The sequence below is a fragment of the Jiangella anatolica genome, from assembly GCF_003236295.1.
Classification (GTDB): domain Bacteria; phylum Actinomycetota; class Actinomycetes; order Jiangellales; family Jiangellaceae; genus Jiangella; species Jiangella anatolica.
This window is the reverse complement of the sequence record NZ_POTW01000010.1, coordinates 84,093-110,181: the sequence shown is the minus strand read 5'-3', so window position 1 is coordinate 110,181 and position 26,089 is coordinate 84,093. Positions and strand designations below refer to the sequence as shown.

Below are 26,089 nucleotides of genomic sequence, written 5' to 3'. Positions count from 1 at the left end.
GCCCCCGGTGCTGCGGCCCCCAGTGCCGCCGCCGGTGCCGCCGCCTCCGGTGCGGCCTCCGGATCCGCCGCCGGTGCTCCCGCCCCTGGTGCCGCCGCCTCCGCATCCGTCAGCGACCCGGCCGCCGCTCACCCACAGCCCGAGCCAGGCGGCTGGCTGGCGCTGCATCCTGACACCGTCAAGGTCACCGCCATCTGGGTCTTCGGCATCGCGCTGGGCGGCGCGATCCCCACGACGGTCGGCATCGGCTCCGGCACGTCCTACGGTGTCGCCCTGGCCTGGGTCGTGCCGGCGGTGCTCCTGGTGGTGCTCGCGGCGGCCATCGCCGACCACGTGCGATGGCGGCACAGCCGTTACCGGGTCACGCCGACCCGGATGGAACAGCACAAGGGGATGATCTTCACCACGAAGCGGTCCCTCGCGCGCGAGCGCATCCGCACCGTGGATCTCTCGGCCGATCCGGTCCAGCGGCTGTTCGGGCTGGTGAAGGTCAGCATCGGCACCGGCGAGCAGGTCGAGGCCGGCGGACGGGGCCAGTCGCCGCAGACGATGGTGCTCGATCCGGTGAGCCGCGACGAGGGCGAGCGGCTGCGCGCGCTGCTGCTCGACCGGGCGCCGGTGGGTGCCGACGGCGCCGAACCCGGCGTCCGGGTGCTGGCCCGCTGGGATCCGGCCTGGCTCCGCTTCGCGCCGCTGTCGTTCTGGACGTTCGCGCTGGCCGGCATCGCGGTCGGCGGCCTGTTCCAGGTCCTGAACTGGTTCGGCCGCGAGAGTCTGCCGGTCGACTTCACCCGCGACGTCGTCGAACGGATCGGCGCGACGCAGACGCTGGTGCTGTTCGCGCTGGTGTTCGTGCTGGTCGGCGTGGTTGCGACGCTGGCGATCACGGTGGAGGCGTGGTGGGCCTACCGGCTCGAACGCGAGCCCGGCGGCACGCTGCGGGTCCGCCGCGGCCTGCTGACGACCCGCTCGGTCAGCATCGAGGAGCAGCGCGTCCGCGGCGTCGAGATCGTCGAGCCGCTCGGGGTGCGCTCCGCCGGCGCGGCCCGGGTCGACGTCGTGACGACGGGTCTGCGCGCCGACCCCAAGTCCGAGGCGTCGACGCTGTTGCCGGCCGCGCCGATGACGGTCGCCGCGTCGGTGGCGGCGGCCGTGGCCGGGGTGCGGCCCGGCGGGCTGCTGCGACGACATCCGCCGGCGGCGCGGACCCGGCGGCTGCGCTGGGCGATCGCCGCCGACGTCGTGCTGGCGGCGGTCGTGGTGTGGCTGGCGGTCGCCTCGCCCGTGCGCGACTTCTGGGCGGTCGTGCTGACGGTGCTCGCGGCGGCCGGCTGCGTGGTCCTGCTGATGCTCGCCGGCGACGCGTATCGGTCGCTCGGCCACGACCTCGACGGTGAGTTCCTCGTCGCACGGAAGGGCAGCGTCCGGCGGGCGACGGTGTACCTGCAGCGGCAGGGCATCATCGGCTGGCGGGTGAGCCAGTCCGTGTTCCAGCGGCGGGCCGGCCTGTTGACCCTCACGGCCACGACGGCCGCCGGCGCCCGCAGCTACTCCATCATCGACGCCGACGAGCACGAGGTCCTCGAGTTCGGCGCCGACGCCGTTCCCGGCCTGCTCGACCCGTTCCTCGTCCGCGACCCGCCGATCGCGGACGACCCCGAGGAGGTGGTGCTGCACGACGGACGGTGAGCTCGCCTGCGTCACTCCCAGCGGAACCAGCGCGCCGCCGCAGCGAGGCCAGCCACGGCCCAGGCCGCCAGCACGGCGACCGATCCCCACGGCAGCCCGGCGCCGTCGGCCAGCACCGACCGCAGCCCGTCGGCCAGGGCGCCGGTCGGGGTCAGCTCCAGCACCGTCCGCACCCCGGATGGGAAGCCCGACAGCGGGATCACCACGCCGCCGAGGACCAGGAGCAACAGGTAGACGAGGTTGGCGGCCGCCAGCGTCGCCTCGGCGCGCAGGGTCCCGGCCATCAGCAGGCCCAGGCCGGCGAACGCCAGCGTGCCGGTGACCAGCAGCAGGATCACCGCCAGCGGCGATCCGGACGGACGCCAGCCCAGCGCCAGGCCGAGACCGCCGACGAGCACCACCTGCAGCGCCTCGACCACCAGGACGGTCAGCGCCTTGGCCAGCAGCAACGTCCAGCGGGGGAGCGGCGACGCGGCCAGGCGCTTCAGTGCGCCGTAGCGACGCTCGTAACCGGTCGCGATCGCCAGCGACGTGAACGCCGTCGACATCACGCACAGCGCGAGGATCCCGGGCACGAGGAAGTCCACCCGCTCGTAGCCGCCGGTGTCGAAGACCGGCGCCGCCGTCAGCAACCACAGCAGCACGACCGGGATCGCGGCGGTCAGCAGCAGCTGCTCGCCGTTGCGCAGCAGCAGGCGGGTCTCGAACAGGGCCTGCGCGAGCAGCATCCGGCCGACGGGCGCTGCGCCCGGCGCCGGCGCGAACAGCGACGGCACGGCCGGGCGCGGTGGCACGGCCGGGCGCGGTGGTTCCGGTGGCGGCGTCGCGGACCCGTTCACCGCCCGCCCCTCCCGGCTCCGATCAGCTCCAGGTACACGTCCTCCAGCGTCCGATGCCCGACCTGCAGACCCTCGGCCAGGATGTCGTTCGCCGCGCACCAGGAGGTGAGGGTCGCCAGCAGCCGCGGGTCGACCGGGGCGGTGACCTCGTAGCTGCCCGGCGTCACCTCGCGCACCGAGGCGTGGTCCGGCAACGCCGCGCGCAGCGACGCGACGTCAAGGCGGGGCGGTCCGCCGAAGCGGATGACGTCGTCGGGGACGCCGCCGGTCAGCTCCTGCGGCGTGCCCTCGGCCAGCACCCGGCCGGCGTCGATGACGACGACGTGGTCGGCGAGCCGCTCGGCCTCGTCGATGAGGTGGGTCGTCAGCACGACGGTCACGCCGGCGGACCGCAGCTCGTCCAGCAGTTCCCACGTCGACCGGCGACCCTGCGGATCCAGCCCGGCGGTCGGCTCGTCGAGGAACACCAGCTCGGGCCGGCCGATCAGCGCCGCCGCCAGCGCGACCCGCTGCAGTTCGCCGCCGGACAACCGCCGCAGCGGCGCCCCGCGCTCCCGGTGACCGCCGTGCTCCAGGTGACCGCCGCGCTCCCGGCGATCGCCCCTCTCGCGGTCATCGCTCGACGCCCGGTTCCGGTCCAGGCCGAGCCGCGCCATCAGCATCTCCACGTCCAGCGGCGCGGCGTGCAGCCGAGCCAGATGCGTCAGCATCTCCACCGGCCGCGCCCCCGGGTAGAACCCGGCGCCCTCCTGCAGCATGACGCCCACCCGCGGCCGCAGCCGGGCGCCGTCGTGCCAGGGATCCAGCCCGAGCACCCGCACCGCTCCGGCGGACGGACGGCGGAAGCCCTCGCAGATCTCGATCGTCGTCGTCTTGCCGGCGCCGTTCGGTCCGAGGACGGCGGTGATCGTGCCGGCCGCGACCTCCAGCGAGAGCCCGTCGACGGCGGTGAGGGAGCCGTAGCGCTTGACCAGGGAGGAGATCTCGACGGCCGGCGCTGCGCTCATCCCGCGAGTGTCGCACGAGCCGGCGAACCCGCCGACGACCGGTCAGACCTCGCCGACGTCGTCCTGTTCGTCGACGACCTCGGGCTCGCGCGCCGCCCGGGCCGGGCCGACGATGAAGGCGAGGGCGAAGACCAAGAGGCCGACGCCGGTCAGGATCCAGCCGATGACGCTGAGGTCGAACGTGCCCACCCGGTCCCGCACCCCGAGGGCCAGGATCAGCCCCAGGGTCATCAGGAAGATGCCACGGCCAAGGGTCATGTCAGCGACGTACCCCCGGTTGACCCGCACAAACCGGAGCCGGCCCGGGGCTCAGCCGGCGACCGGGCCGCTCCCGTGCCGCCACGCCTCGGCCGGGATCCGGTCCAGCACGTCCGAAAACGCGTCCAAGCCGCTCAGCAGCCGCTCCGGGGTGAGCCGGCCGGGCTGGTAGCCGATCATCGTGTCGCCGGCGAACCGCCAGTCCCACGGCGGTCCGGCGTCCAGCCACTCGACGACGGTCGGCTGCAGCACGGTCGACGCGAACAGCGGGTCGGCGCAGGCGACGCGGTGGTGACGGTGCTCGCCGGCGACGTCCGGAACCGGCCGGTCCAGGACCCGCGCGACGGCGTTCTTCCTGGTCACGGCCAGGTCGGGGACGGAGCCGGGCAGCGAGATCGTGATGACGAGGCGCCGGTGCGGGATCGCCGTCTTCGCCGTCGGCGACGGCGTGATCTCGTAGACGTACTCGAAGGCGACGAACGACCGGCCCCGGTGCGTGCCGCTGACGACGGGGCGCGCGACGCCGCCGCCGGGGTGGAACGGCGGGCCGGGCCAGCGCCGGGTCAGCTGCGGATCGCCGGAAGCGCTGAACCCCCAGCCGCGCGATCGGACGTCCCCGCGCAGGTCGGCATGGCGCCGCTGGGCGGCGAAGCGTCCGTGGCGGACGGCGAGGAAGGCCGCGCCGGCGAGCGCGGCGAAGAGCAGGACGACGACAGCCTCCATGGCCGGCACGTACCCCCGCCCGCCGGCGATCATGTGGCCGGCCGACAAAGGTAAGGCTGACCTGCGTGATGTATCGCACGGCAAGGAGGTTGTGACGGCGAATGAAAAAGAGCACGATGGTGTTGTGAAATACGTGCGCGACGCCACCCAGACACCGGGCGCCGGTCCCGGCGCCGGGCCGGTCGCTGCGCGCGCCCAGGACACACCGCAGGACGCGCACGCCCGCACCCGCGAACGCGTCGCCCGGTCCATCCTCGAGAACGGCCCGTCGACGGCGGCGGCGCTGGGCGAGCGGCTGGGCCTGACCCCGGCGGCCGTCCGCCGTCACCTCGACACGCTGCTCGGCGACGGCGTCATCGAGGCGCGCGAGGAACGAGTCTACGGCCATCGCGGCCGTGGCCGCCCCGCCAAGGTCTTCGTGCTGACGCCCGCCGGCCGCGACGCGTTCGAGCAGGCCTACGACGACCTCGCCGTCGGCGCGCTGAAGTTCCTGGCCGAGACCGGGGGAGAGCACCTCGTCGCCGAGTTCGCGAGACGGCGGATCGCCGACCTGGAGGACCGTTACCGGCCTATCATCGAATCGGTACCTCCGGAGCAGCGCGCGGCCGCGCTCGCCGACGCCCTCAGCGCCGACGGGTACGCCGCGTCGGCCCAGGCCTCGCCGGTCACCGGAGAGCAGCTGTGCCAGCACCACTGCCCGGTTGCGCACGTTGCCGAGCAGTTCCCGCAGCTGTGCGAGGCCGAAACCGAGGCCTTCGCCCGGCTGCTCGACACCCACGTCCAGCGCATCGCGACGATCGCGCACGGCGAGGGCGTCTGCACCACGCACATCCCCCGCAGCCCTGCCGCCACGGGGACCACAGGAAAAATGAACGAGTCCGCGGAGAGGATCTCCTGAATATGACCACCACCGCTCATCCCGAGCTCGAGGGCCTGGGTCGTTACGAATACGGCTGGGCCGACAGCGACACCGCCGGCGCGGCCGCGAAGCGCGGGCTGAACGAGGACGTGGTCCGCGGGATCTCCGCCCTCAAGAACGAGCCCGAGTGGATGCTCGAGACCCGGCTCAAGGCGCTGCGGCTGTTCGACAAGAAGCCGATGCCGACGTGGGGCGCCGACCTCTCGACCATCGACTTCGACAACATCAAGTACTTCGTCCGGTCGACGGAGAAGCAGGCGGCCTCGTGGGAGGAGCTCCCCGAGGACATCAAGAACACCTACGACAAGCTCGGCATCCCCGAGGCGGAGAAGCAGCGGCTGGTCTCCGGTGTCGCCGCGCAGTACGAGTCCGAGGTCGTCTACCACAAGATCCGTGAGGACCTCGAGGAGCAGGGCGTCATCTTCCTCGACACCGACACCGGCCTCAGGGAGCACCCGGAGCTGTTCAAGGAGTACTTCGCCTCGGTGATCCCGGCCGGCGACAACAAGTTCTCCGCGCTGAACACGGCGGTGTGGTCCGGCGGGTCGTTCATCTACGTGCCGAAGGGCGTGCACGTCGACATCCCGCTGCAGGCCTACTTCCGCATCAACACCGAGAACATGGGCCAGTTCGAGCGGACGCTGATCATCGCCGACGAGGACTCCTACGTCCACTACGTCGAGGGCTGCACGGCGCCCATCTACACGTCCGACTCGCTGCACAGCGCGGTCGTCGAGATCGTCGTGAAGAAGGGCGCCCGGGTCCGCTACACGACCATCCAGAACTGGTCGAACAACGTGTACAACCTGGTGACGAAGCGCGCCACGGCCGCCGAGGGCGCCACCATGGAGTGGATCGACGGCAACATCGGCTCGAAGATCACCATGAAGTACCCGGCGATCTACCTGATGGGCGAGCACGCCAAGGGCGAGACGCTGTCGCTGGCGTTCGCCGGCGAGGGCCAGCACCAGGACTCCGGCTCGAAGATGGTGCACCTGGCGCCGAACACGTCCAGCTCGATCGTGTCCAAGTCGGTCGCCCGCGGCGGCGGCCGGACGTCGTACCGCGGCCTGGTGCAGGTCATGCCGCGCGCCAGCCACAGCGCCAGCACGGTGCGCTGCGACGCGCTGCTGGTCGACACCATCTCGCGCTCTGACACCTACCCGTACGTCGACATCCGCAACGACGATGTCTCCATGGGCCACGAGGCCACCGTCTCCAAGGTCAGCGAGGACCAGCTCTTCTACCTGATGAGCCGCGGCCTGACCGAGGAGGAGGCGATGGCGATGATCGTGCGCGGCTTCATCGAGCCGATCGCGCGGGAGCTGCCGATGGAGTACGCGCTGGAGCTGAACCGGCTGATCGAGCTGCAGATGGAGGGCGCGGTCGGCTGACGCCGCCGCCCGAAGCCAGCAGAACCCACGAGAGAGAGCAGATGACCACCGACACCGCTCAGCAGGCGCAGCACGGCCTCACCGAGCACTCGCACGGGGCAGGCGCACCCGACCACGGCGGGAGCGCCTTCGACACCGTCGCCTCGTTCGACGTCGCCGACCACGTCGTGCCGCGCGGGCGCGAGGAGGAGTGGCGTTTCACGCCGATGGCGCGGCTGCGCGGCCTGCACGACGACGCCCCGCTCGACGGCCACGACTACGAGGTCAGCGTCGACGCCGACCCGAAGGTGGTCGTCGAGACGGTCGAGGCGACGGACCCGCGGCGCGGCTCGTCCGGCTACGTGCCGAACGACCGCGTCAGCGCGCGGGCGTGGGCCGAGGCCGACAAGGTGCTGGCCATCACGATCCCGGCCGACGTGGTCACGACGAAGCCGACCATCGTGCGGCTACGCGGCCTGAGCGCGGAGAAGGCCGCCGCCGGCCACGTCGTCATCACCGCCGAGCGGTTCAGCCAGTCCGTCGTCGTCCTCGAGCACGAGGGCTCGGCGGCGTTCGCCGACAACGTCGAGATCGTCACCCACGACGGCGCCCGGCTCACGCTGGTCAGCCTGCAGGACTGGGCCGACGACGCCGTGCACCTGTCGCACCACCACGTCAGCGTCGGCCGCGACGCCGTCATCAAGCACGTCGTGGTGAGCTTCGGCGGCGACCTCGTGCGCACGTCGGTCACGCTCGACTACGCCGCGCCCGGCGGCGACGCGGAGCTGCTCGGCCTGTACTTCGCCGACAGCGGCCAGCACCTGGAGAAGCGGCTGTTCGTCGACCACAACCAGCCCAACTGCCGCAGCAACGTGCTCTACAAGGGCGCGCTGCAGGGCGCGAAGGCGCACACGGTGTGGATCGGCAACGTGCTCATCCGGCCGGCCGCCGAGGGCATCAGCACCTACGAGCTCAACCGCAACCTAGTGCTCACCGACGGCGCCCGCGCCGACTCCGTCCCGAACCTGGAGATCGAGACCGGCGAGATCGAGGGCGCCGGTCACGCCAGCGCCACCGGCCGGTTCGACGACGAGCAGCTGTTCTACCTGATGGCGCGGGGCATCCCGGCCGACGAGGCACGCCGGCTGGTCGTGCACGGCTTCTTCACCGAGCTGATCAACAAGATCGGCGTACCGGAGATCGCCGAGCGGCTGATCGCCACCGTCGAGCGCGAGCTGGCGCTGGGCGAGGGTCTCCCGGCCGCCGCGACGACGCACTGACCACCGAAGAACCGAGAGGCAAGAGAAGACAATGAGCACCCTGGAGATCCGCGACCTGCACGTCTCCGTCGAGACCGAGTCCGGTCCCAAGGAGATCCTGCGCGGCGTCGACCTCACCGTGAACAGCGGCCAGACGCACGCCATCATGGGCCCCAACGGCTCGGGCAAGTCGACGCTGGCCTACTCGCTGGCCGGGCACCCGAAGTACACCGTCACCAGCGGCGAGGTGCTGCTCGACGGTGAGGACGTGCTGGCCATGACGGTCGACGAGCGGGCCCGCGCCGGCCTGTTCCTCGCCATGCAGTACCCGGTCGAGGTGCCGGGCGTGTCAGTGTCGAACTTCCTGCGCACGGCCAAGACGGCCGTCGACGGCGAGGCGCCGAAGCTGCGCACCTGGGTCAAGGACGTCAAGCAGGCCATGGACCAGCTGGCCATCGCCGACGACTTCGCCGAGCGCGACCTCAACACCGGCTTCTCCGGTGGTGAGAAGAAGCGGCACGAGATCCTGCAGCTGGAGCTGCTCAACCCGAAGTTCGCCGTCCTCGACGAGACCGACTCCGGCCTCGACATCGACGCGCTGCGGGTCGTCTCCGACGGCGTCAACCGCTTCGCCGCCAACGGCGACAAGGGCGTCCTGCTGATCACGCACTACACGCGGATCCTGCGCTACATCAAGCCCGACTTCGTGCACGTCTTCGTGGGCGGCCGCGTCGCCGAGGAGGGCGGCTCGGAGCTGGCGGAGAAGCTGGAGGAGAAGGGCTACGTCGACTACGTCGGCACCCCCGCCTGACCCCGCCGCATCCCGAGTAGAGGAGCCATCGTGAGCGCACCGCACAGCCCGCTGGACGTGGATCGGGTCCGCAAGGACTTCCCGATCCTCGAACGGCGGCTCGCCGGTGACCACCCGCTGGTGTACCTCGACTCGGCGAACACCTCGCAGAAGCCGACGGCCGTCCTCGACGCCCTCGCCGAGCACTACACGCAGCACAACGCCAACGTGGCGCGTGCGGTGCACCAGCTCGGCGAGGAGTCGACGGCCGCGTACGAGGGCGCCCGCGACAAGATCGCCGCGCTGATCAAGGCGCCCAGCCGCGACGAGATCATCTTCACCAAGAACGCCTCCGAGGCGCTCAACCTCGTCGCGCACACGCTGGCCAGCGGCCTGGCCGAGGACCCGCGGTACCGCCTGGGGCCCGGCGACGAGATCGTCGTCACCGAGATGGAGCACCACTCCAACATCGTGCCGTGGCAGCTGGCGGCGCAGCGCACCGGCGCGGCGTTCCGCTGGTTCGGGCTCACCGACGAGGGCCGGCTGGACCTGTCGACGATCGGCGAGCTGATCAACGAGCGGACGAAGATCGTCTCGCTGGTGCACCAGTCGAACAGCCTCGGCACCGTCAACGACGTCGCCACCGTCGTCGCCCGGGCGCGTGAGGTGGGTGCGCTGGTCCTGCTCGACGGCTCGCAGTCGGTGCCGCACCAGCCGATCGACGTCACCGAGCTGGGTGTGGACCTGCTCGCGTTCACCGGCCACAAGATGGTCGGCCCGACGGGCATCGGCGTGCTGTGGGGCCGCCGCGACGTGCTCGACGCGCTGCCGCCGTTCCTCGGCGGCGGCGAGATGATCGAGACCGTCGCGATGACGGGCTCCACGTTCGCGCCGATCCCGCACAAGTTCGAGGCCGGGACGCCGCCGATCGCGCAGGCCATCGGCCTGGGCGCGGCCGTCGACTACCTCACCGGCGTCGGCCTGGACCGCATCCACGAGCACGAGCAGGCGCTGACGGCGTACGCGCTGGACCAGCTCAACGCCGTCGACGGCGTCCGGATCATCGGCCCGAACTCCATGGAGTCGCGCGGCGGCACCGTCTCGTTCGTCGTCGACGGCGTCCACCCGCACGACGTCGGCCAGCTCCTCGACGAGCAGGGCGTCGCCGTCCGCGTCGGGCACCACTGCGCCCGGCCGGTCTGCGTCCGCTACGGAATACCCGCGACCACGCGAGCGTCGTTCTACCTGTACACCACGTTCGACGAGATCGACGCGATGGCGGCCGGTCTCCAGCAGGTGAAGAGGTTCTTCGGGTGAGCGACAGCCTGTACCAGGAGATCATCCTGGACCACTACAAGCACCCGCACGGGCGCGGGCTGCGCGAGCCGTTCGGCGGCGAGGCGCACCACGTCAACCCCACCTGCGGCGACGAGATCACCGTCCGGGTCGAGCTGGACGGCTCCACCATCACCGACGTCTCGTACGACGGCCAGGGCTGCTCGATCAGCCAGGCCTCGGCGAGCGTCCTGCACGAGCTGCTCACCGGCCGCACCGTCGAGGACGCGTTCGCCGTCGACAAGACCTTCACCGAGCTCATGCAGGGCCGCGGCCAGGTCGAGCCGGACGAGGACGTGCTCGGCGACGGCATCGCCTTCGCCGGCGTCGCCAAGTACCCGGCCCGGGTCAAGTGCGCGCTGCTGAGCTGGATGGCGTTCAAGGACGCGACCGCCCGCGCGCTCACCGGCGCCGGACCGATCTCGAAGGAGTCCCGATGACCACCACCGTCGACCTCGAGGACCTCAAGGAGGCCCTCCGCGACGTCGTCGACCCCGAGCTGGGCATCAACGTCGTCGACCTCGGCCTGATCTACGGCGTCACCGTCGATGAGCAGAACGTCGCGACCGTCGACATGACGCTCACCAGCGCCGCCTGCCCGCTCACCGACCTCATCGAGGAGCAGGCCAACGCGGCCACCGACGGCCTCGTCACCGAGTTGCGCATCAACTGGGTGTGGATGCCGCCGTGGGGGCCGGACAAGATCACCGACGAGGGACGGGAGCAGCTGCGCGCGCTCGGTTTCAACGTATGAGCGCGCCGCAGGCCGTCGTCTTCGACCTCGGGGGAGTGCTGGTCGACTGGGACCCGCGCTACCTCTACCGGACGCTGCTGCCGTCCGAGGAGTCGGTCGAGCGGTTCCTGGCCGAGGTCACGACGCCGTCCTGGAACGCCGCGCAGGACGCGGGCCGGACCTGGGCGGACGCCGTCGCCGAGCTGACGGCCCTGCACCCTCAGTACACAGCGTTGATCGAGGCCTACGACGCGCGGTGGATCGAGACCATCGGCGGCGAGATCGACGGCACCGTCGAGCTGCTGCGCGAGCTGCGTTCCAGCGGGTCCGTCGGCCTGTACGCGTTGACCAACTGGTCGGCGGAGAAGTTCCCGCTGGCCGTCGAGCGGTTCGAGTGGCTGTCCTGGTTCGAGGGCATCGTCGTGTCCGGGGTCGAGCGGTTGGTGAAGCCGGACCCGCGGATCTTCCGGCTGCTGCTGGACCGGTACGGCCTGGACGCGTCGTCGACGGTGTACATCGACGACAACCCGCCCAACGTCGACGCCGCCGCCGAGCTCGGCATGACCAGCCTGCACTTCACCGGCCCGGACCGGCTGCGCGACGAGCTGTCGCAGCTGGGCCTGGTCGCGTCCGACCGTCCCACCGAGGAGTAAGAGATGGCCGTCCGACCGATCCGGCTGTTCGGCGACCCCGTGCTGCGCACCAAGGCCGAGCCCGTCGTCGACTTCGACCGCGAGCTGCGCCAGCTCGTCACCGACCTCGTCGATACCATGCAGGCCGCGCCCGGCGCCGGCCTCGCCGCCCCGCAGATCGGCGTCTCCCTCCGCGTCTTCACCTACGACGTCGACGACGTCGTCGGTCACCTGATCAACCCGACGCTGGAGCTGTCGGAGGAGGAGCAGTTCGGCCCCGAGGGCTGCCTCTCGCTGCCCGGCCTTGAGTACGACTGCCTGCGCGCCCTGCGCGTCGTCGCGCACGGCTTCAACATGTACGGCGACCCGGTCGCGATCGAGGGGTCGGAGCGGCTGGCGCGTGCGATCCAGCACGAGACCGACCACCTCGACGGCATCCTGTTCATCGACAAGCTTGACCGCGAGGCCCGCAAGGCCGCGATGAAGGTCATCCGCGAGGCCGACTGGGCGGGGGAGCAGGTCCCGGTCATCAGGGACTCGCCGCACGCCACCTTCGGCCGCGCCATCTGACCGCCTCCCGGGTCAGCGGAAGAAGCTCTCGGGCAGCCTGGCGACCGCCCTGGCCATGTGGTCGGCGGTGACCCGCTCGACCACGATCAGCCGGGCGATCGGCACCGTCCGCCCGGCCGCGAGGTCGGCCTCGACGTCGTGCCGGAGCCGCACCGGGTCGTAGAACGTCACCCGGTACGTGGTGCCGTCGGGCGCCGTCACGTCCGCCGGGAACCATCCCTTGGCCTCGACTTCCCACGCATAGTCGCCGAAGTCGGCGGGCAGTCGCAGCTCGTAGGTCATCGGAGCCCGCGCGGGTCAGAGGGCGCCTCGGTCGCCGCTCCCGTCATGACAGCAGGCCCTCGTCGAACCAGACGTCCTCGTGGTCCGGCGCGAGCAGGAACCTCCAGCCCGGCGGCAGTCCGAGGTAGGGGAGCGCCTGCGGGCACCAGTCCGCGAGGTGCGTCACGTGCAGCGGCACGAAGAAGTCCCGTCGCCGGGGCAGCTTCCCACCGGCCCACACGTACCAGCCGCAGGTCCCGCCTTCGGGCGGATGCCGCAATCCGTTGAGCGGCACCAGCCCGTCACGGACGTTGCGCGCGATGCCGATCTTCGCGTCCGGCGCCGGCACGTCCGGCACGACGCCGAACCGCTCTGCGACGCGCGCCTGCGCCGCGGCGAGGTCGTCCGTCATGGCGGCACGATAGCCCTCACCCAGCAGGACAGAGACAGGCGCTGTCGCGGATTTCAGCGGTCCGGCGGGGCGAAGTCGTGCGCGATCAGGCGGGCGAGGCAGTCGGTCCAGCCCTGGGCGTGGTTCGCGCAGTCGCCCGCGTCGGTGAACCGCTCGTGCGTGACGACGACGTCCGTGCCACCGTCGGCGCCGGCCAGGAACTCGACCGTCACCAGCGTCTCCACCTCTTCGCCGTCCCAGCGCCAGGTGTGCACGAGCCGGCCGGCCGGTGGCGGCTCGACGGCGGCGAACTCACCGCTGACGGCCATCGCGGCGGTCGCCGACGCGATCCGGAACCGGCCGCCGACCCGCAGGTCGACGTCGCACGTCGTCTGGAACGAGGCCGGCCAGTACCAGCGGGCCAGCTCGGCGGGGTCGGTCCACGCCCGCCAGACCCGCTCGGGCGCGGCCGGCACATGCCGCTTGAGCTGCAGCGTCAACGGAATCGTCACGGGTTCTCCTTCAGATAGCCGGTCAGGGCGTCCAGCCGCTCGTCCCAGTACGCGGCGTACTCGGCGAGCCACGCGGCGGCGTCGCGCAGCGGGGCGGCCGTGAGCGCGCAGAACCGCTGCCGCCCCCGCTTCGCCGTCGTCACCAGACCGGCCCGCTCCAGGACGGCGAGGTGCTTGGTCAACGCGGGGAGCGTGGCCGACAGGGGAGTGGCCAGCTCCGTCATCGTCGCCGGCCCGAGCCGCAGTCGTTCGACGACGGCGCGCCGCGTCGGGTCGGAGAGCGCGGCGAAGACGACGTCGAGGCTGGCGGGCGCGGACGGGGACACGCCACGCACAATACTTCACCAAGTGGTGAACTATCAAGCTCTCGATTGCGTTCTTCGGTTCACTGGTGCTACGGTTCATTAGTCAAGTAATGAACCTAGGAACCGGAGGGGGTGCACATGTTCGACGATCGGAGCCCGATCTACCACCAGATCGCGGAGGCCATCAAGAACGACATCCTCAGCGGCGAGTTGGGAGCTGACGAGCAGGTGATGTCCACCAACCAGTACGCGGCGTTCTACCGCATCAACCCGGCGACGGCCGCCAAGGGGTTCCAGCAGCTGGTGGACGAGGGCGTCCTCTACAAGCGGCGGGGGATCGGCATGTTCGTCAGCGCCGACGCCCGCGACGCGCTGTTGGCCCAGCGGCGCGAACGGTTCTTCGCCGACGTCGTCGAGCCGATGGTCGCCGAGGCCCGGGTCATCGGCATCCCGCTCGACGACGTCGTCGCCCACCTCCAGACGCTGAAGGGTCGTGATCAGGCATGACGTTCGGCATCGAGATCCAGGACCTGACCGTCCGCTACCCGGGCGTCACCGCGATCGACAGCCTCACGCTGAAGCTCGAGGGCGGCAAGATCTACGGGCTGCTCGGCCGCAACGGCTCGGGCAAGACGACGCTGCTGTCGCTGATCGCGGCGTTCCGCCGGGTCACCGAGGGCACGATCCTCGTCGACGGCGAGGCGCCGTTCGAGAACGAGCGGCTGACCCAGCAGATCTGCCTGATCCGCGAGAGCGGCGACCTCGTCGTCGAGGGCGAGTACGTCAAGGGCATCCTGCACCGGGCCCGGATGCTGCGCCCCGGCTGGGACGAGGAGTTCGCGCAGCGGCTGCTCGACCTGTTCGAGGTGCCGGTGAACCGCGGCGTCACCAAGCTGTCGCGCGGGCAGCGCTCGGCGCTCGGCATCACCGTCGGGCTGGCCTCGCGGGCGCCGCTGACCATGCTCGACGAGTCCTACCTCGGCATGGACGCGCCGTCGCGGTACGCGTTCTACGACGTCCTGCTCGAGGACTACATCGCGCACCCGCGCACGATCATCCTGTCGACCCACCTCATCGAGGAGGTCGCGCGGCTGTTCGAGCAGGTCGTGATCATCGACAACGGCCGGCTGGTCGCCCACGAGGACACCGAGTCCCTGCGCATGCGTGGCGCCGCCGTCGTCGGACCCGCGGCGGCCGTCGACGACTTCACCACCGGCATGACGGTGCTCGGCGAGCAGCGGCTCGGCGGCACCAAGTCGGTCACCGTCTACGGCGAGATCGGCCGCGACGCGCGCGCCGTCGCCGCCGACTGGGGCCTGGAGCTGTCGCCCGTCGCGCTGCAGGACCTGTTCGTCCACCTCACGAAGGGAGACCGGGCATGAGCGCCCTCACGTTCCGTCGCGCCCGCGCGTCGTTCCTGGACCTCTCCTACGGGTACGCGCGGTCCGTCGGGTGGTTCCTGCTGATCGTTGTGGCGATCTTCCTGGCGATCGGCGTGATCATCGCGCTGACGGCGGGGCTGGGCGGCGACGAGGGCGAGAGCATCTGGGAGAACTCCGCCTACGCGACGCGCTACTTCCCGCTCTCGATGGGCGTCATGATCACCGCCGCCTACCTGCCGGTGGCCGTCGCCTCCGGGGTGACGCGGCGCAGCTTCGGCTGGGCCGGCTCGGCCGTCGTCATCGCGATGGCCGGCGTCATGGCGCTGATCGAGGCCCTCGGCTACCTCGTCGAGTACGGGGCCTACCGGCTGTCCGACGCGACGCCGCAGTTCACGCAGCCGCACCTGTTCGAGCACGGCTACGAGTTCTGGATCGTCATCCCCGAGGTCTGGATCGTCGTCGCCGGCAACGTGGCCGGCGGCTGGCTGATCGGCTCGGCGTACTACAAGTGGGGCTGGTTCGGCCCGACGATCGCGTTGCCGCTGCTGGTGCTGCCGATCCTCGCCGTCGAGGCGGTCATGTCCGTCGGCTGGGGCGGCGCGGCCATGGAGGCGATGGGCTTCGAGCGGCTGCCGAACGCCGCCGCCATCGCCGTCTCGCTCGCCCTCGTCGTCCTCACCCTCGCGGGCATCCAGCGCTTCGTCCGCAGCATCGACCTCCGGCCGCAGAAGGCCTGACCCTCCGACCTGGAAGGACGGCAGCACCATGCCGATCATCGACGTCACCAACCTCCACAAGGTCTACGGCTCCACGGTCGCCGTCGACGACGTGTCGTTCACCGTCGAGGAGGGCGAGATCTTCGGGATCCTCGGTCCCAACGGCGCCGGCAAGACCACCACCGTCGAGTGCATCGGCGGGCTGCGGCGGCCCGACGGCGGCAGCGTCCGCGTGCTGGGCCTGGACCCCGTCCGCGACCGTGCCGAGGTGCGCAAGGTGCTCGGCGCGCAGCTGCAGGAGAGCGAGCTGCCGGAGAAGATCACCGTCGCCGAGGCGCTGGACCTCTACGCGTCGTTCTACCCGTCGCCGGCGAACCCGGCCGAACTGCTCGGCGACCTCGGCCTGGCGGGCAAGGCGGACACCCGGTTCGAGAAGCTGTCCGGCGGGCAGAAGCAGCGGCTGTCGATCGCGCTCGCGCTGGTCGGCAACCCGCGCATCGCCGTCCTCGACGAGCTCACCACCGGGCTGGACCCGCAGGCGCGGCGCGACACCTGGCAGCTGATCGAGCAGGTCCGGGCGCGCGGCGTCACGATCGTCCTGGTCACGCACTTCATGGACGAGGCCGAGCGGCTGTGCGACCGGCTCGCGCTGATCGACGGCGGCCGGGTCGCGGCCATCGACAGCCCGGCCGGCCTGATCGCTCGCGTCGCCACCGAGCAGACGCTGCGGTTCCGGCCGTCGTCGCCGCTGGAGGAGTCGGTGCTGACGGCGCTACCGGACGTCACCGCGGTCAGCCGCGAGGGCGCCCACTACGTCGTCACCGGCACCGGCAACCTGCCCTACGCCGTCATCACCACCCTGGCCGCGCACGACGTCGTCGCCGCCGAGCTGCGGATGGACCAGGCCAGTCTCGAGGACGCGTTCGTCGCGATGACCGGCCGCACGTTCGAGCCCGCGGCCGGCTGAGAGGAGCTTGCCATGTCCACGCTGACCAAGATCACCACCGTCGAGTCCAAGCTGTTCCTGCGCGACAGCACGTCCGCCGTCATGACGTTCGCCCTGCCGATCGGCCTCATGGTCGTGTTCGGCTCGATCGGGCTGGGGGAGGACGACCCCGAGACCGGAATCACCAAGGCGTTCCTGCCGGTCATGGCGCTGGCGCTGTCGGCGGCGCTGCTCGGGCTCAGCATCCTTCCCACGGTGCTCGCGACCTACCGCGAGAAGGGCATCCTGCGCCGGATGTCGACGACGCCGGTTCACCCCGGCAACGTCCTGGGCGCCCAGTTGCTGGTCAACCTGGTCGCGCTGGTGGCGGCGGCGGTGATGGTGCTGCTGCTCGCGGCGCTCGTCTTCGACCTGGGCACCCCGTCGAACATGCTCGGGTTCGTCGTGGCGTTCGTGCTGACGGCGACGGCGCTGTTCGCGATCGGCCTGCTGGTCGCGGCGCTGGCCCCGACCGGCAAGGCGGCGACGTCGATCGGGATGCTGCTGTTCTTCCCGAGCATGTTCTTCGCCGGCGTCTGGACGCCCGGCGACCTGATGCCGTCGTGGGCGCGGCCGATCCGCGACGTGTCGCCGCTGGGCGCCGGCATGGAGGCGCTGCAGGACGCGTGGAACGGCTCCTGGCCCGGCGCGACGAACCTGCTCGCCCTGGCCGTCGTGACGGTGGTCGTCGGCGCGATCGCCGCGCGGACGTTCCGCTGGGAGTGAGGCCTACTCAGACGACGTCGGCCAGCTGCGGCGCCTGCCCGGCCGGCAGGACGGGGAGCGAGCGCGCGGTGTCCGCCAGCAGGTGGACGCCGCGCGTGAGCTCGTCCACCCGGCCCGTGTAGGGGAGCCGGAGGAACCGCTCGAACGCGCCGTCCACGCCGAACTTCGGGCCGGCGGTGAGGCTGACGCCCCTGGTCAGGCCGAACAGAGCCAGGGCCGAGCTGATCGGCGCCCCGAGCCCGACCCACAGCGACGCGCCGCCGTCGGGCACAGGCACGTCCCAGTGCGGCAGGCGCTCCCGCAGCTCCCGCACCAGGACGTCGCGGTGGTGGCGCAGCTGGGCGGTGCGGCGCTGCACCAGCGCGGTGTAGTCGTCGAACACCTCGGTGGCGACGAGCTGCTCCAGCTCCGGCGTGCCGAGGTCGCCGGCGGCGCGGGCCCCGTGCAGCGCGCCGATGACGTCGTCGTCGGCCCTGATCCAGCCGATGCGCAGGCCGCCCCACACCGTCTTGGCGAGCGAGCCGATGGTGACGGTGTGGTGGTCGTCCGCGCGGACGGCGAACGGCACGTCGGTCCAGCCGCGCTCGATGTCGAGATCGGCCGTCGTCTCGTCGATGACGAGGACGGTGCCCGCCCGCCGCGCGTGGCGGACGACGTCGTCGCGCTGCCCCGGCGGCATCGAGGCGCCGGTCGGGTTCTGGAAGTCGGGGACGAGGTACGCGACCGCCGGCCGGGCCCGCTCGAACGCGTCGCGCAGCCGGTCGCCGTCCCAGCCGCTCGTGGTGACCGGCGTGGTGACCAGCCGCCCGCCGCTCAGCCGGAACGCGTCGATCGCGTGCGGGTACGTCGGCGCCTCGACCAGCACCCGGTCGGCCTGGCGGACCAGCGTGCGCGCGATGAGGGCGATCGCGTGCTGCGCGCCGAGCGTGATCATGAGCTGCCCCGGTCGCGTCGGCAGGCCCCGCTCGGTGTAGTGGTGTGCGATCCGCTCGCGCAGCACGAGGCTCCCGACCAGGTCGAACCCGCTCTTCGCCAGCACCCGAGGCACGTCGCTCATCGCCCGCTGGATGACTGCCTCCAGCCCGCCGATCGCCGTCGGCGCCGCCTTCGAGAACTCGATGACGGCCGGCTGCGGCCGCGCGCTGGGCGGCTCCTGTGCGTGCGGAAGCGCGACGACGCTGCCGGATCCTCGGACGCTGACCAAGTGCCCGGACTCCCGCAGCTCCCGGTACGCCGACACGATGGTCGTCCGGCTCTTCTGGATGGCGTCGGCCAACTCCCGCTCCGCCGGCAGCCTCGTCCGCGTCGGTATCCGCCCGTCGATGATCAGCAGCCGGATCCGGTCGGCCAGCGCCTGGTAGGCGCTGCGCCCGCCGGTCTCCCATTCCCCGAGCAGGGTCCGGAGATCCTTCGGCCCCAGTCGTCCACCGTCGTTCATCAGTCCAGTTGTACCTGATTGGCATCTTGTTGGAAAGGGTGGACTGGTGTTTTGTGGGAGGTGGTAGTGGATTGGCCTTCTCTCTAGGGTGTGGATGATCATGGGCGCGATGTTGGTCGTGACGGTGCTGCTGCTGGCCGCTCTCGTGGCGTCCGGGCTCTGGACCGTTCGCTACGGCGACGTGCGGCCGCAGCCCGACCGCTTCGACTACGACAGCCGGCGGCCGCTGCCCTGAACGCCGCGGGGTGGTCTTCGCGCCGTCCGGGAGGTTGTAGACTGTCCACGCCTCGCCGCGCTCGTGGCTGGGGCAGCCACGGGCTGTGGCGCAGCTTGGTAGCGCACCTGACTGGGGGTCAGGGGGTCGCAGGTTCAAATCCTGTCAGCCCGACTCGTGGACGAGTCCCGTTGACGCAGGTCAACGGGGCTTTTTTCTGGTCCAGAACCGCCGCCGATCACCCGGAGCCGGGGCGGCTTTGGACCAGGCTTGGACCACCAGGCCGAGAACGACTCCCCGGCGGCCTTCAACGCCGACAGGTCCGGGTGCAGGTAGCGCGACGTCACGTCGGGGGACTGGTGCCCAGCGACCTGCTGCAACACGTCGAGCGAGATGCCCGCGTCAGCCATCCACGTGAGCGCGGTGTGCCGCAACCCGTGCCGGACCAAGGCTGGGTGACCGAGGCGCGTCACCAGCTCGTCCCACCGGGTCGCGTCGCGCAGGGTCGCCGTGGTGATCACGCCCCCGCGGGGACCACGCAGCAGCCGATCATCTGGCTTCCGACCCTTCATCAGGCGCTCCAGCGTCGGCATCAGCGGTTCGATGATCGGGACCTTCCGCCGGCGCCGGCCTTTCGTGCGCTTGCGGACCAGCCCGCCGCGACCAGGGTAGAGCTGCCACTCGACCCGGATGATCCCGTTGTCCCAGTCGACGTACCGCGCTTCCAGACCGGATGCCTCGCTGATCCGCATTGCTGTTGTGGCCAGCATCGTCACCATGTCGCCCCAACACGGATGCCGCCCGGCCTTGACCACTTCGGCCACCAGCTCCTCTAGCGCGGCGACGTCGGGCAGCGCGAAGTCGCGCGGGTTCGGCGCTTCCTCCTCGTCGTGGCCGGTTCGTCGGCCGACGGCAGTCCGGCGGGCGCGGTCGTCGGCCGGGTTGCGCTCGATCAGCTCGTCCCGCTTGGCCTCGTTGAGCACCAGGACCAGGGGAGCGATGGTGTTCTTGATGGTCGACCGGCCGATGCCCTTGTCCTCCCAGTCATCGATCACGCGATCGATCAGCCCCGCCGTGATCATGTTCACCGGCAAGTGACCAAGAGCCGGGACCACCCGCAGCCGCAGGCCGGACGAGTACCCATCGAACGTCGAGGTCTTGTCGATCTGACGCGCCCAGCGATCACCGATGCTGGCGATGTAGTCCGCGAGCGTCTGGCCGGGGTCCAGGCCGGTCGCTGCGGTGCGCCTCATGCGGTCGAACCACGCCTCGCACTCGTCCTGGCTGTTGTGGGTCTTCTTGACGACCTCGCGCCGCTTGGTGACCGGGTCGGTCCAGCGGACTCGTGCCCAGTAGACAGTTCCGCGTTTGAGCTGGCCCACCTCGACATCACAGAAGATCCGCACGCCGAGTGGTGGAAGGCGTTCCGGGCGGGTCACGAGGCTGCCCGCCGGCTCAGGTTGGCGGCGATCCACGCTTCCAGCTCCCGGGCCGGGTAGCGATACGTGGTCGCCCCGATCTGAAGGAACCGAGGCCCGACGCCCGCCTGTCGCCAACGGCGAAGCGTGGAGTCGTCGACCCGAAGGCGAGCAGCGGCCTCCTGAGTCTTGAGAAGCCGACCGAGGTTCGGCGGGTTCATGGGGTTCTCCTTCTGTAATCGCCGGAAGATCTTCTGTTCGAGCAGCTGGCCGGCGGGCGAATCCGGCAGCCGCGGTCGAAGGATTTACGCCGCTCGCCGGATGCGGGTGAGGGTGTGCGTCCTGACGGCCTGGGCGGCGTCGTGGTCGGTGAGGTAGCCGCGACCGGCATAGACCCAGGACCCGAGCGTGATGACAGCGTCGGCCTGGTCGACGGCGGTGGGGTCGAGGTCGAGCACGTCACGCACCAGGGCATCGGCCTCGAGGCGGGCGCGGCGGCGTCGCCAGGTGCGGCGTGCCTCGCGGCGGGACCCGAACGTCACCGAGTACGCGCGTGACTTGGTGATCGGGTGCCCCCGGTAGCCGAGCGTGCCAAGCCGTCGAACGATGGGCCGGTAGTCCTCGTGGACGGTGACGAGCCGCGCGGCGGCGGCAATGATCCGGCAGGCGTGGTCAGTGGCCCCGGCATGCCGAGCGTCGCTAACGGAGCGGACGCGGCCGGTCGTCGGCAGCCCGAAGTCCTCGACACCCTTGGTCAGATACTTGCTGAGGTACGCGCCGACCATCTCCGGGTGAGCCGGGCCGGTGGAGTCGTCGCGGCCCGCACCCTGGGTGATGGTGCGGGTGTCGAGCTGGGCACCCCAGCGCAGCCGCAGCGTGCCGCCCTCCGGGGTGGGCGCATCGACGGCGACGGCGGATGCGGCGGCCCAGACAGCGGCGGTGATGTCGTCGGCGGTCAGGTCAAGCCGCGGTGGCGTGTCGGGACCGTCCGGGCCGTCGAGCCGGATCACGGCGTGGAAGTGCACGACCCCGCGAGCCTGGAACTCGGTCACCTTGGTGTAAGAGAGCCGGGCGAGGTCACGGAACCGCGTGACCGTCATGCCGCAGGCACGAGCGAGCTGACGGCGCAACGCGATCGTGGTCCGCCGCCACAGCTCCGGGGCGTGCCACTGCCACACGGCGTGGGCGGTGTAGTCGTAGCAGTCCCGGCACAACGGCTGACCGGTCCACCGGTCGTCGTCGGTGTGGCGGCGCGTGCACGACAGCGCCCGGCCGTGCGGGCAGACAGGCCGGTCCCGGCGTGCCCGACACGGTGTCTTGCCCTTGTCGCCCTTCTTGCCGGCGGCCCGGTGCACGGGGCCGAACGACGGCGCGGTCAGGGTGACGAACACCGACGGATGCGTGGTCACCGACTCGGGCACACCGAGGCCGCCAGCCAGCCCACACATCAGCACATGCCAGGCGTCGCCCTTGTACTCCCGCGAGCACGACGGGCACACCGAGGCGCGGCGATTGCCGCAGCGGACGTAGGTGTGACCGTCGTGCTCGTCAGCGGAGGAGTAGGTGCCGACAACTTCACCCGTCCGGGCGTCGATGTGCACCGAGCTGCCTTGCAGGCGGATCGGGTTGGTACACCCCCCGCGTCGACTGCTCGGCGCGCGACTGCGAGAGCCGGGCGGCGAGCTGGTCGACGTCGAGGGCGTCCAGGCTGGCGGTCGAGGTCACGACCGGCTCCGAGCGCGGATCGTGACGACCCACTCCGCCGGGTGCGAGCCGTAGGCGGGGCGGTACTCCTTCTCTGCCGTCTCGGTAACTTCGAGCAGGTCTGACAGCAGGTCGGCCAGGTCGCGGCAGGCGGCGCGGGTGCCGTAGATGCGGATGCGGATCATGCCGCCACCGCCGCACGGTCATCGTTGTCGGGGACAGCGACCAGCGCGGCGGCCGGGGGTGCCGGTGGTGGTGTCGGGTTGGTCCAGGCCAGGGCGCGGACGTCGTCGTCGGAGAGGTAGGAGAACCGCACACGGCGCGGGGTGGGGTCGCCGTCGATGAGGACATAGCCGACGCCGGGCAGACCCGTGGGGATGGCTTCGCAGTGGCCGCCCCGCTCGTAGCCGGCGTCGCCGAGGATCATCCGGGACTCCGACGCGCTGTCGAGCCGAAGCCCGATCTTGACCGGGAACAGCGACCGTTCCGGCACGGTCTCCTTGCGCGGGTCCTGCAGGAGGCCCACGATGGTGACGCCGACGGCGCGGCCCTGGGTCAGGACGGTGGCCATCGCCTGACTGAACGTCTTCTTGAGCGCGGGGAAGGGCATGTACTTCGTCAGGTACGCCAGCTCGTCGATGACCAGCACGATGTACGGCTCGTCCGGCGAGGGAGCGAATTTGCGCAGCTTCCCCGCGTACCGGGCGGCCCTGGCGGCGGACACGTCGGCCAGGTCTTCCATCACGCGGACGAGGTCGGCGGCGCGTTCCTCCCCGGTCCGGTCGTCACCGGTATCGTAGGCCAAGCGGTGGAACAGCGACCGGCCAAGAGCGAGTTCCATGCCGCCCTTGGGGTCGATGCCGTAGAGCCGCACCAGCCCGACCGGGATGCCCGGCGCGAGCGCGTTGACGATGGACCACAGCACCGAGCCTTTGCCGGAGCCGGTCGCACCCGCGACCAGGACGTGCGTGTACAGCAGCGGCAGCCGGTAGGCGTCCATCGTGGAATCCAGGCGCGCCACGGGCAGTGCGGACAGGTCGAGCCGTTCGGCCGGCGGATGCCGGAACGGTGGCACGTAGTGGCGCAGCGGGTCCGCCCGGGGGAAGGTGATGGTGACCATGCCGGACTTCGTGCAGGTCGCGGTAACCCGGTCGATGTACTCGGGGTGCGAGCTGGCGATGCGGAACGCGTGCGCCAACGGGACCACCCGGGTCAGGTACAGGTCCGGGGTCTGGCCGGGCAGCATCCGCACCTTAAGTTCGTCGCGCCCGGGCTTGGACAGCACCCGCACCAGGCGCGGGGTGATGACCTCGCCGTCCTTGTCGCGCATGCCCAGCCCGCAGGCGATCGCGTGGTGACGCCACCGCCACCGGTACAGCAGCCCGCAGCGGACACAGCCGAGCAGCCAGGCACCGACCGGCGCGAACGACGAGCGATGCGCCGTGCGCCAGGCCGCGAGCAGCACGACGGGCGCCACTGTCGCGGCCGCGACTAGGGTCCAGTCCGCTACCAGGTAGCTCGCCGCATAGACCGCGCCAGCGGCGACGACCAGGGCGGCGACGAGGATCGGGAACTTCCACACCAGCACCAGCGGCCAGGCGATCAGCAGCAGGGCCATCCTGGCGAGCTGGCGGGGGAAAGAGTCGGGATCCCGCAGGCCCTTGGCGAACGTGGCCGCCTGGGACGGAGTGATCGGCGAAGTGGTCGGAGCGGGCATCGGGGTTACACCACCCTCACGAGGTCATCGGGATTGAAGCCGCGACGGCAGTCGTCGCAGTAGAAGAAGGCCGTGACGATGTGCTGCCAGAGCGGATCGCAGCCGGTCCGGCCGCACACGTCACAGGCGTAGTCACCGGGCAGGTGACGCACGAACGAGCGAGTCATCGGGGCGTCCCTCGGGTCAGAGCCGGGACGGGTCGGGCAGCGTCACGGGTCGGACTGGTCGGGCAGACACTCCGGGCAGCGGGCATTGCCACCCACGTCCCCGGAGTCGTTGAAGACGAACCAGTCACCGGCCGACCCGGTGTCGACGGTCGAGGCGGGACAGGAGTCGCAGCACAAGATGCGGTAGCTCACGGCTCACGCCCCCTTGGCCCGGGCGGGCCGGGACTTCACCGCACGACGCCGTGACGGCTTGACAGCCTTCTCGCAACGCGGGCATGGGCTGTCGGGCTGGGCGGCCTGGTGCAGACCGCACGACGGGCAGGCGAATCCGTAGGTCGGCCCGGTAGCTGTGGACATGGCCGCGAACAGGACCGGGTCGCCGTTCACCGGGACCACAGCCCAAGAGCGGTGGCAGTCGTGCCGACGACGCCGGTCAGGACCAGCAGCGCGGCGAGCAGCAGTGGGAGCGCCCACGAGGTCGCGCGGGCGGTACGGTTGAACATGCCTCTCCCCTCCTTCTAGGGGTTGGAGATGGAAGCCGCCCGGGACCGAAGGTGTAGGAGCCAGTCCGGTCCCGGGCGGTGCTCATCGAGGGGCGGCAGCCCTCGTGGTGCTCGCGGCCTGGGCGGCGAGCTTCGTCGTCAGGGTGTCGGCGGCGACCATCGCGCACGCGGCGATCCGGTACAGCACGCCCGGATCGAGCGTGACGAGCTGGACCGGGCCACCGTCGATACCGTCGAAGGTGACGCCGCAGTCGAGCGGGTCGACCGACACGGCGTCATCGACGTACAAGACACCACCGGACGGGGCGAGAACCCCGGCCATCACGCGGCCACCTTGGACAGCGCCGCAACCAGGTTGGCGCGAGCCTCCGGGATCACGGCGGCGAACGCGTCCAGCACAGCCAGGTCGTGCACCAGGAACGCCACCCGCGCATCCCTGCCCGCCACCACCACGGTGACGAACGGACCAGCCGCGCAGTTCGGGAACGCGTCAGTCGTGACCGGCATCGAGGCGTCTGCGACGACGCTGATATCGAAGGCGGACACGGTGATCACGCGGCCTGGTTCTCGCCGGACTTGCGGGCACCCTTGGACGGGGCCTGCACGCCGGTGGCGCGGAAGCTGTACGCGATACTCCGTCGAGTGCCCCGCTCATCCACGTACGGCGTCACCGTCATGCCGGTGAACTCGACCGGACGGAACGGCAGACCGGGGATGGTGTCCGGCAGCGACGGGCACACATCGGCCAGGATCTTGACCGTGATCGTGTCCTGACCCTTCCGCGCCTCCGGATCAAGGTCATCCACGCGGACCTGCCACACCCGGAGCTTGGTGACCTTGTCGATCTCCTGAACCCGGTTGTCCTTCGTGGACTGGTCGAAGTCGTCGACCTGGGTGACCTCACCACGCACCATCGCGCCGTGCGGGAACACCATGTCGTGGGTGACCGGGATACGTCCCTGCAGAGCCATCTCGGCTCTCCTTCCTTGTTGCGGCCCGCTAACCGGACCTGACATTGACCTAGACTGTACTAGGTCAGTATGGGTCGGTCAATAGATCAGACTAGGTCGATCTACATTGACCTACGTTCCGGAGTACGCTGGTCTTCGTGGCGAAGATCAGTGACGACGACCCCCGACCGTCGTACGTGCAGATCGCTGACGACCTGAGGTCGGCCATCGCATCCGGTGCGTTGAAGCCGGGGCAGCGAGTGGAGTCCGGGCGTGAGCTCGCAAGCAGGTATGGCGTAGCGCTCATGACGGCCCAAAAGGCCGTGCAGCTCCTGGGTAGCGAAGGCGTCCTAATCACCAGCCAGGGTCGGGGCATCTTCGTCGCCGAGCCGCAGCCGCAGTCGACGACCCGCGTCGGCACCGTCGAGCAGCGCCTCGCGGATTTGGAGCGCCGCGTCCAGGCACTCGAATCCGACCGGGGTGAATAACCCACTGCTGTCAACCTCATGCCGACCAGTCAAGGCGGGCGGCAACTCCAGCGGGAGAGCGTGCGCACCTGCCCTTCGTGCACTC

General features: G+C 70.9%; 35 protein-coding genes, 1 tRNA gene and 1 pseudogene. 18 read left to right on the top strand and 19 right to left on the bottom strand.

The window, feature by feature from the left end:
- Positions 1-1,689, top strand: a 1,689-nt coding sequence (locus tag C1I92_RS06370) for a PH domain-containing protein (RefSeq protein ID WP_199521003.1), incomplete at its 5' end; no start/stop codon positions are given.
- 11 nt (positions 1,690-1,700) lie between these two features.
- Here C1I92_RS06370 and C1I92_RS06365 read toward each other — a convergent pair.
- The 4 genes from C1I92_RS06365 to C1I92_RS06350 form a co-directional block, all read right to left on the bottom strand.
- Entirely contained in the window at positions 1,701-2,417 is a 717-nt protein-coding gene (locus C1I92_RS06365; RefSeq protein ID WP_111253837.1) for an ABC transporter permease, read from the bottom strand.
- Between the two features lie 107 nt (positions 2,418-2,524).
- Complete coding sequence (locus tag C1I92_RS06360) at positions 2,525-3,535, bottom strand: ABC transporter ATP-binding protein (protein ID WP_111253820.1); 1,011 nt, start codon at positions 3,533-3,535, stop codon at positions 2,525-2,527.
- A 42-nt stretch (positions 3,536-3,577) separates the two neighbouring features.
- Positions 3,578-3,793 carry a DUF6458 family protein gene (locus tag C1I92_RS06355; RefSeq protein WP_146605043.1) on the bottom strand — a complete coding sequence of 72 codons (216 nt, stop codon included), beginning with the start codon at positions 3,791-3,793 and terminating at the stop codon, positions 3,578-3,580.
- Positions 3,794-3,844: 51 nt separating this feature from the next.
- Positions 3,845-4,516, bottom strand: coding sequence for a hypothetical protein (locus C1I92_RS06350; RefSeq protein ID WP_146605042.1), 672 nt, complete (start codon positions 4,514-4,516; stop codon positions 3,845-3,847).
- Between the two features lie 124 nt (positions 4,517-4,640).
- Between C1I92_RS06350 and C1I92_RS06345 the strand changes: the two genes are divergently transcribed.
- The 9 genes from C1I92_RS06345 to def are packed head-to-tail and all read left to right on the top strand — an operon-like array spanning position 4,641 to position 12,127.
- Positions 4,641-5,414, top strand: a complete 774-nt coding sequence (locus tag C1I92_RS06345) for a helix-turn-helix transcriptional regulator (RefSeq protein WP_438940522.1) — start codon at positions 4,641-4,643, stop codon at positions 5,412-5,414.
- Between the two features lie 2 nt (positions 5,415-5,416).
- A complete protein-coding gene (sufB, locus tag C1I92_RS06340) occupies positions 5,417-6,829 on the top strand; it encodes a Fe-S cluster assembly protein SufB (RefSeq protein ID WP_111253817.1) in 1,413 nt (470 codons plus the stop codon).
- Between the two features lie 41 nt (positions 6,830-6,870).
- On the top strand, positions 6,871-8,088 hold the full coding sequence (gene sufD / locus C1I92_RS06335; RefSeq protein WP_111253816.1) for a Fe-S cluster assembly protein SufD: 1,218 nt from the start codon (positions 6,871-6,873) through the stop codon (positions 8,086-8,088).
- Between the two features lie 31 nt (positions 8,089-8,119).
- Entirely contained in the window at positions 8,120-8,878 is a 759-nt protein-coding gene (gene sufC, locus C1I92_RS06330; protein ID WP_111253815.1) for a Fe-S cluster assembly ATPase SufC, read from the top strand.
- A gap of 30 nt (positions 8,879-8,908) precedes the next feature.
- Positions 8,909-10,174, top strand: coding sequence for a cysteine desulfurase (locus C1I92_RS06325; protein WP_325048131.1), 1,266 nt, complete (start codon positions 8,909-8,911; stop codon positions 10,172-10,174).
- The gene (sufU, locus tag C1I92_RS06320; protein WP_111253813.1) at positions 10,171-10,632 is read left to right on the top strand and encodes a Fe-S cluster assembly sulfur transfer protein SufU; all 462 of its coding nucleotides are present in this window, start codon (positions 10,171-10,173) and stop codon (positions 10,630-10,632) included. The genes C1I92_RS06325 and sufU overlap by 4 nt, the downstream gene beginning before the upstream one ends.
- Positions 10,629-10,946, top strand: a complete 318-nt coding sequence (locus tag C1I92_RS06315; protein ID WP_111253812.1) for a metal-sulfur cluster assembly factor — start codon at positions 10,629-10,631, stop codon at positions 10,944-10,946. The genes sufU and C1I92_RS06315 overlap by 4 nt, the downstream gene beginning before the upstream one ends.
- Positions 10,943-11,578 (top strand): HAD family hydrolase, encoded by a 636-nt coding sequence (locus C1I92_RS06310; protein WP_111253811.1) that lies wholly within the window; start codon positions 10,943-10,945, stop codon positions 11,576-11,578. The genes C1I92_RS06315 and C1I92_RS06310 overlap by 4 nt, the downstream gene beginning before the upstream one ends.
- A gap of 3 nt (positions 11,579-11,581) precedes the next feature.
- Positions 11,582-12,127 (top strand): peptide deformylase, encoded by a 546-nt coding sequence (gene def / locus C1I92_RS06305; RefSeq protein WP_111253810.1) that lies wholly within the window; start codon positions 11,582-11,584, stop codon positions 12,125-12,127.
- Positions 12,128-12,139: 12 nt separating this feature from the next.
- On the opposite strand, the gene C1I92_RS06300 is transcribed toward def, so the two are convergent.
- The 4 genes from C1I92_RS06300 to C1I92_RS06285 are packed head-to-tail and all read right to left on the bottom strand — an operon-like array spanning position 12,140 to position 13,617.
- A complete protein-coding gene (locus C1I92_RS06300; RefSeq protein WP_111253809.1) occupies positions 12,140-12,409 on the bottom strand; it encodes a hypothetical protein in 270 nt (89 codons plus the stop codon).
- 43 nt (positions 12,410-12,452) lie between these two features.
- Positions 12,453-12,800 (bottom strand): immunity protein Imm33 domain-containing protein, encoded by a 348-nt coding sequence (locus tag C1I92_RS06295; protein ID WP_111253808.1) that lies wholly within the window; start codon positions 12,798-12,800, stop codon positions 12,453-12,455.
- Positions 12,801-12,853: 53 nt separating this feature from the next.
- A complete protein-coding gene (locus C1I92_RS06290; RefSeq protein ID WP_158564026.1) occupies positions 12,854-13,291 on the bottom strand; it encodes an SRPBCC family protein in 438 nt (145 codons plus the stop codon).
- Positions 13,288-13,617: an ArsR/SmtB family transcription factor gene (locus C1I92_RS06285; protein WP_111253807.1), complete on the bottom strand. Its 330-nt coding sequence runs from the start codon at positions 13,615-13,617 to the stop codon at positions 13,288-13,290. The genes C1I92_RS06290 and C1I92_RS06285 overlap by 4 nt, the downstream gene beginning before the upstream one ends.
- A gap of 117 nt (positions 13,618-13,734) precedes the next feature.
- Between C1I92_RS06285 and C1I92_RS06280 the strand changes: the two genes are divergently transcribed.
- Genes C1I92_RS06280 through C1I92_RS06260 form a run of 5 tightly spaced genes read left to right on the top strand, consistent with a single transcriptional unit; the run spans position 13,735 to position 17,405 of the window.
- Positions 13,735-14,103, top strand: a complete 369-nt coding sequence (locus C1I92_RS06280) for a GntR family transcriptional regulator (protein ID WP_111253806.1) — start codon at positions 13,735-13,737, stop codon at positions 14,101-14,103.
- The gene (locus C1I92_RS06275; RefSeq protein WP_111253805.1) at positions 14,100-14,978 is read left to right on the top strand and encodes an ATP-binding cassette domain-containing protein; all 879 of its coding nucleotides are present in this window, start codon (positions 14,100-14,102) and stop codon (positions 14,976-14,978) included. The genes C1I92_RS06280 and C1I92_RS06275 overlap by 4 nt, the downstream gene beginning before the upstream one ends.
- Positions 14,975-15,715 (top strand): hypothetical protein, encoded by a 741-nt coding sequence (locus C1I92_RS06270; RefSeq protein WP_111253804.1) that lies wholly within the window; start codon positions 14,975-14,977, stop codon positions 15,713-15,715. The genes C1I92_RS06275 and C1I92_RS06270 overlap by 4 nt, the downstream gene beginning before the upstream one ends.
- A gap of 28 nt (positions 15,716-15,743) precedes the next feature.
- A complete protein-coding gene (locus C1I92_RS06265; protein WP_111253803.1) occupies positions 15,744-16,661 on the top strand; it encodes an ABC transporter ATP-binding protein in 918 nt (305 codons plus the stop codon).
- Between the two features lie 12 nt (positions 16,662-16,673).
- Positions 16,674-17,405 carry an ABC transporter permease gene (locus tag C1I92_RS06260; RefSeq protein ID WP_111253802.1) on the top strand — a complete coding sequence of 244 codons (732 nt, stop codon included), beginning with the start codon at positions 16,674-16,676 and terminating at the stop codon, positions 17,403-17,405.
- A gap of 7 nt (positions 17,406-17,412) precedes the next feature.
- On the opposite strand, the gene yczR is transcribed toward C1I92_RS06260, so the two are convergent.
- On the bottom strand, positions 17,413-18,843 hold the full coding sequence (gene yczR / locus C1I92_RS06255) for a MocR-like transcription factor YczR (RefSeq protein ID WP_111253801.1): 1,431 nt from the start codon (positions 18,841-18,843) through the stop codon (positions 17,413-17,415).
- 100 nt (positions 18,844-18,943) lie between these two features.
- Here yczR and C1I92_RS35230 point away from each other — a divergent pair, with 100 nt between their 5' ends.
- Both C1I92_RS35230 and C1I92_RS06250 read left to right on the top strand, forming a co-directional pair.
- Complete coding sequence (locus tag C1I92_RS35230; RefSeq protein ID WP_267896713.1) at positions 18,944-19,078, top strand: hypothetical protein; 135 nt, start codon at positions 18,944-18,946, stop codon at positions 19,076-19,078.
- A 79-nt stretch (positions 19,079-19,157) separates the two neighbouring features.
- Positions 19,158-19,231, top strand: a tRNA-Pro gene (locus tag C1I92_RS06250).
- Here C1I92_RS06250 and C1I92_RS06245 read toward each other — a convergent pair.
- From C1I92_RS06245 to C1I92_RS06215, 10 genes and pseudogenes are all read right to left on the bottom strand, one after another.
- Positions 19,213-20,532, bottom strand: coding sequence for a tyrosine-type recombinase/integrase (locus C1I92_RS06245; RefSeq protein WP_199521002.1), 1,320 nt, complete (start codon positions 20,530-20,532; stop codon positions 19,213-19,215). The two genes, C1I92_RS06250 and C1I92_RS06245, sit on opposite strands and share 19 nt — an antisense overlap.
- Entirely contained in the window at positions 20,493-20,696 is a 204-nt protein-coding gene (locus C1I92_RS35550) for a helix-turn-helix transcriptional regulator (protein WP_111253799.1), read from the bottom strand. The genes C1I92_RS06245 and C1I92_RS35550 overlap by 40 nt, the downstream gene beginning before the upstream one ends.
- A gap of 84 nt (positions 20,697-20,780) precedes the next feature.
- Positions 20,781-22,112 (bottom strand): annotated as a pseudogene (locus tag C1I92_RS06235) (replication initiator); the annotation flags it as partial.
- Positions 22,113-22,196: 84 nt separating this feature from the next.
- Positions 22,197-22,364: a hypothetical protein gene (locus C1I92_RS33675; protein WP_158564025.1), complete on the bottom strand. Its 168-nt coding sequence runs from the start codon at positions 22,362-22,364 to the stop codon at positions 22,197-22,199.
- A complete protein-coding gene (locus C1I92_RS06230; protein ID WP_146605040.1) occupies positions 22,361-23,896 on the bottom strand; it encodes an FtsK/SpoIIIE domain-containing protein in 1,536 nt (511 codons plus the stop codon). The genes C1I92_RS33675 and C1I92_RS06230 overlap by 4 nt, the downstream gene beginning before the upstream one ends.
- Positions 23,897-23,901: 5 nt before the next feature.
- Positions 23,902-24,063 (bottom strand): hypothetical protein, encoded by a 162-nt coding sequence (locus tag C1I92_RS33670; RefSeq protein ID WP_158564024.1) that lies wholly within the window; start codon positions 24,061-24,063, stop codon positions 23,902-23,904.
- A 42-nt stretch (positions 24,064-24,105) separates the two neighbouring features.
- Positions 24,106-24,255, bottom strand: a complete 150-nt coding sequence (locus C1I92_RS33665; protein WP_158564023.1) for a hypothetical protein — start codon at positions 24,253-24,255, stop codon at positions 24,106-24,108.
- Between the two features lie 393 nt (positions 24,256-24,648).
- Positions 24,649-24,888, bottom strand: coding sequence for a hypothetical protein (locus C1I92_RS06225; protein ID WP_111253796.1), 240 nt, complete (start codon positions 24,886-24,888; stop codon positions 24,649-24,651).
- A complete protein-coding gene (locus C1I92_RS06220; RefSeq protein ID WP_111253795.1) occupies positions 24,888-25,121 on the bottom strand; it encodes a hypothetical protein in 234 nt (77 codons plus the stop codon). The genes C1I92_RS06225 and C1I92_RS06220 overlap by 1 nt, the downstream gene beginning before the upstream one ends.
- On the bottom strand, positions 25,118-25,537 hold the full coding sequence (locus tag C1I92_RS06215; protein ID WP_111253794.1) for a plasmid replication, integration and excision activator: 420 nt from the start codon (positions 25,535-25,537) through the stop codon (positions 25,118-25,120). The genes C1I92_RS06220 and C1I92_RS06215 overlap by 4 nt, the downstream gene beginning before the upstream one ends.
- Before the next feature lie 137 nt (positions 25,538-25,674).
- Here C1I92_RS06215 and C1I92_RS06210 point away from each other — a divergent pair, with 137 nt between their 5' ends.
- On the top strand, positions 25,675-26,004 hold the full coding sequence (locus C1I92_RS06210; protein WP_158564022.1) for a GntR family transcriptional regulator: 330 nt from the start codon (positions 25,675-25,677) through the stop codon (positions 26,002-26,004).
- Positions 26,005-26,089 lie beyond the last annotated feature (85 nt).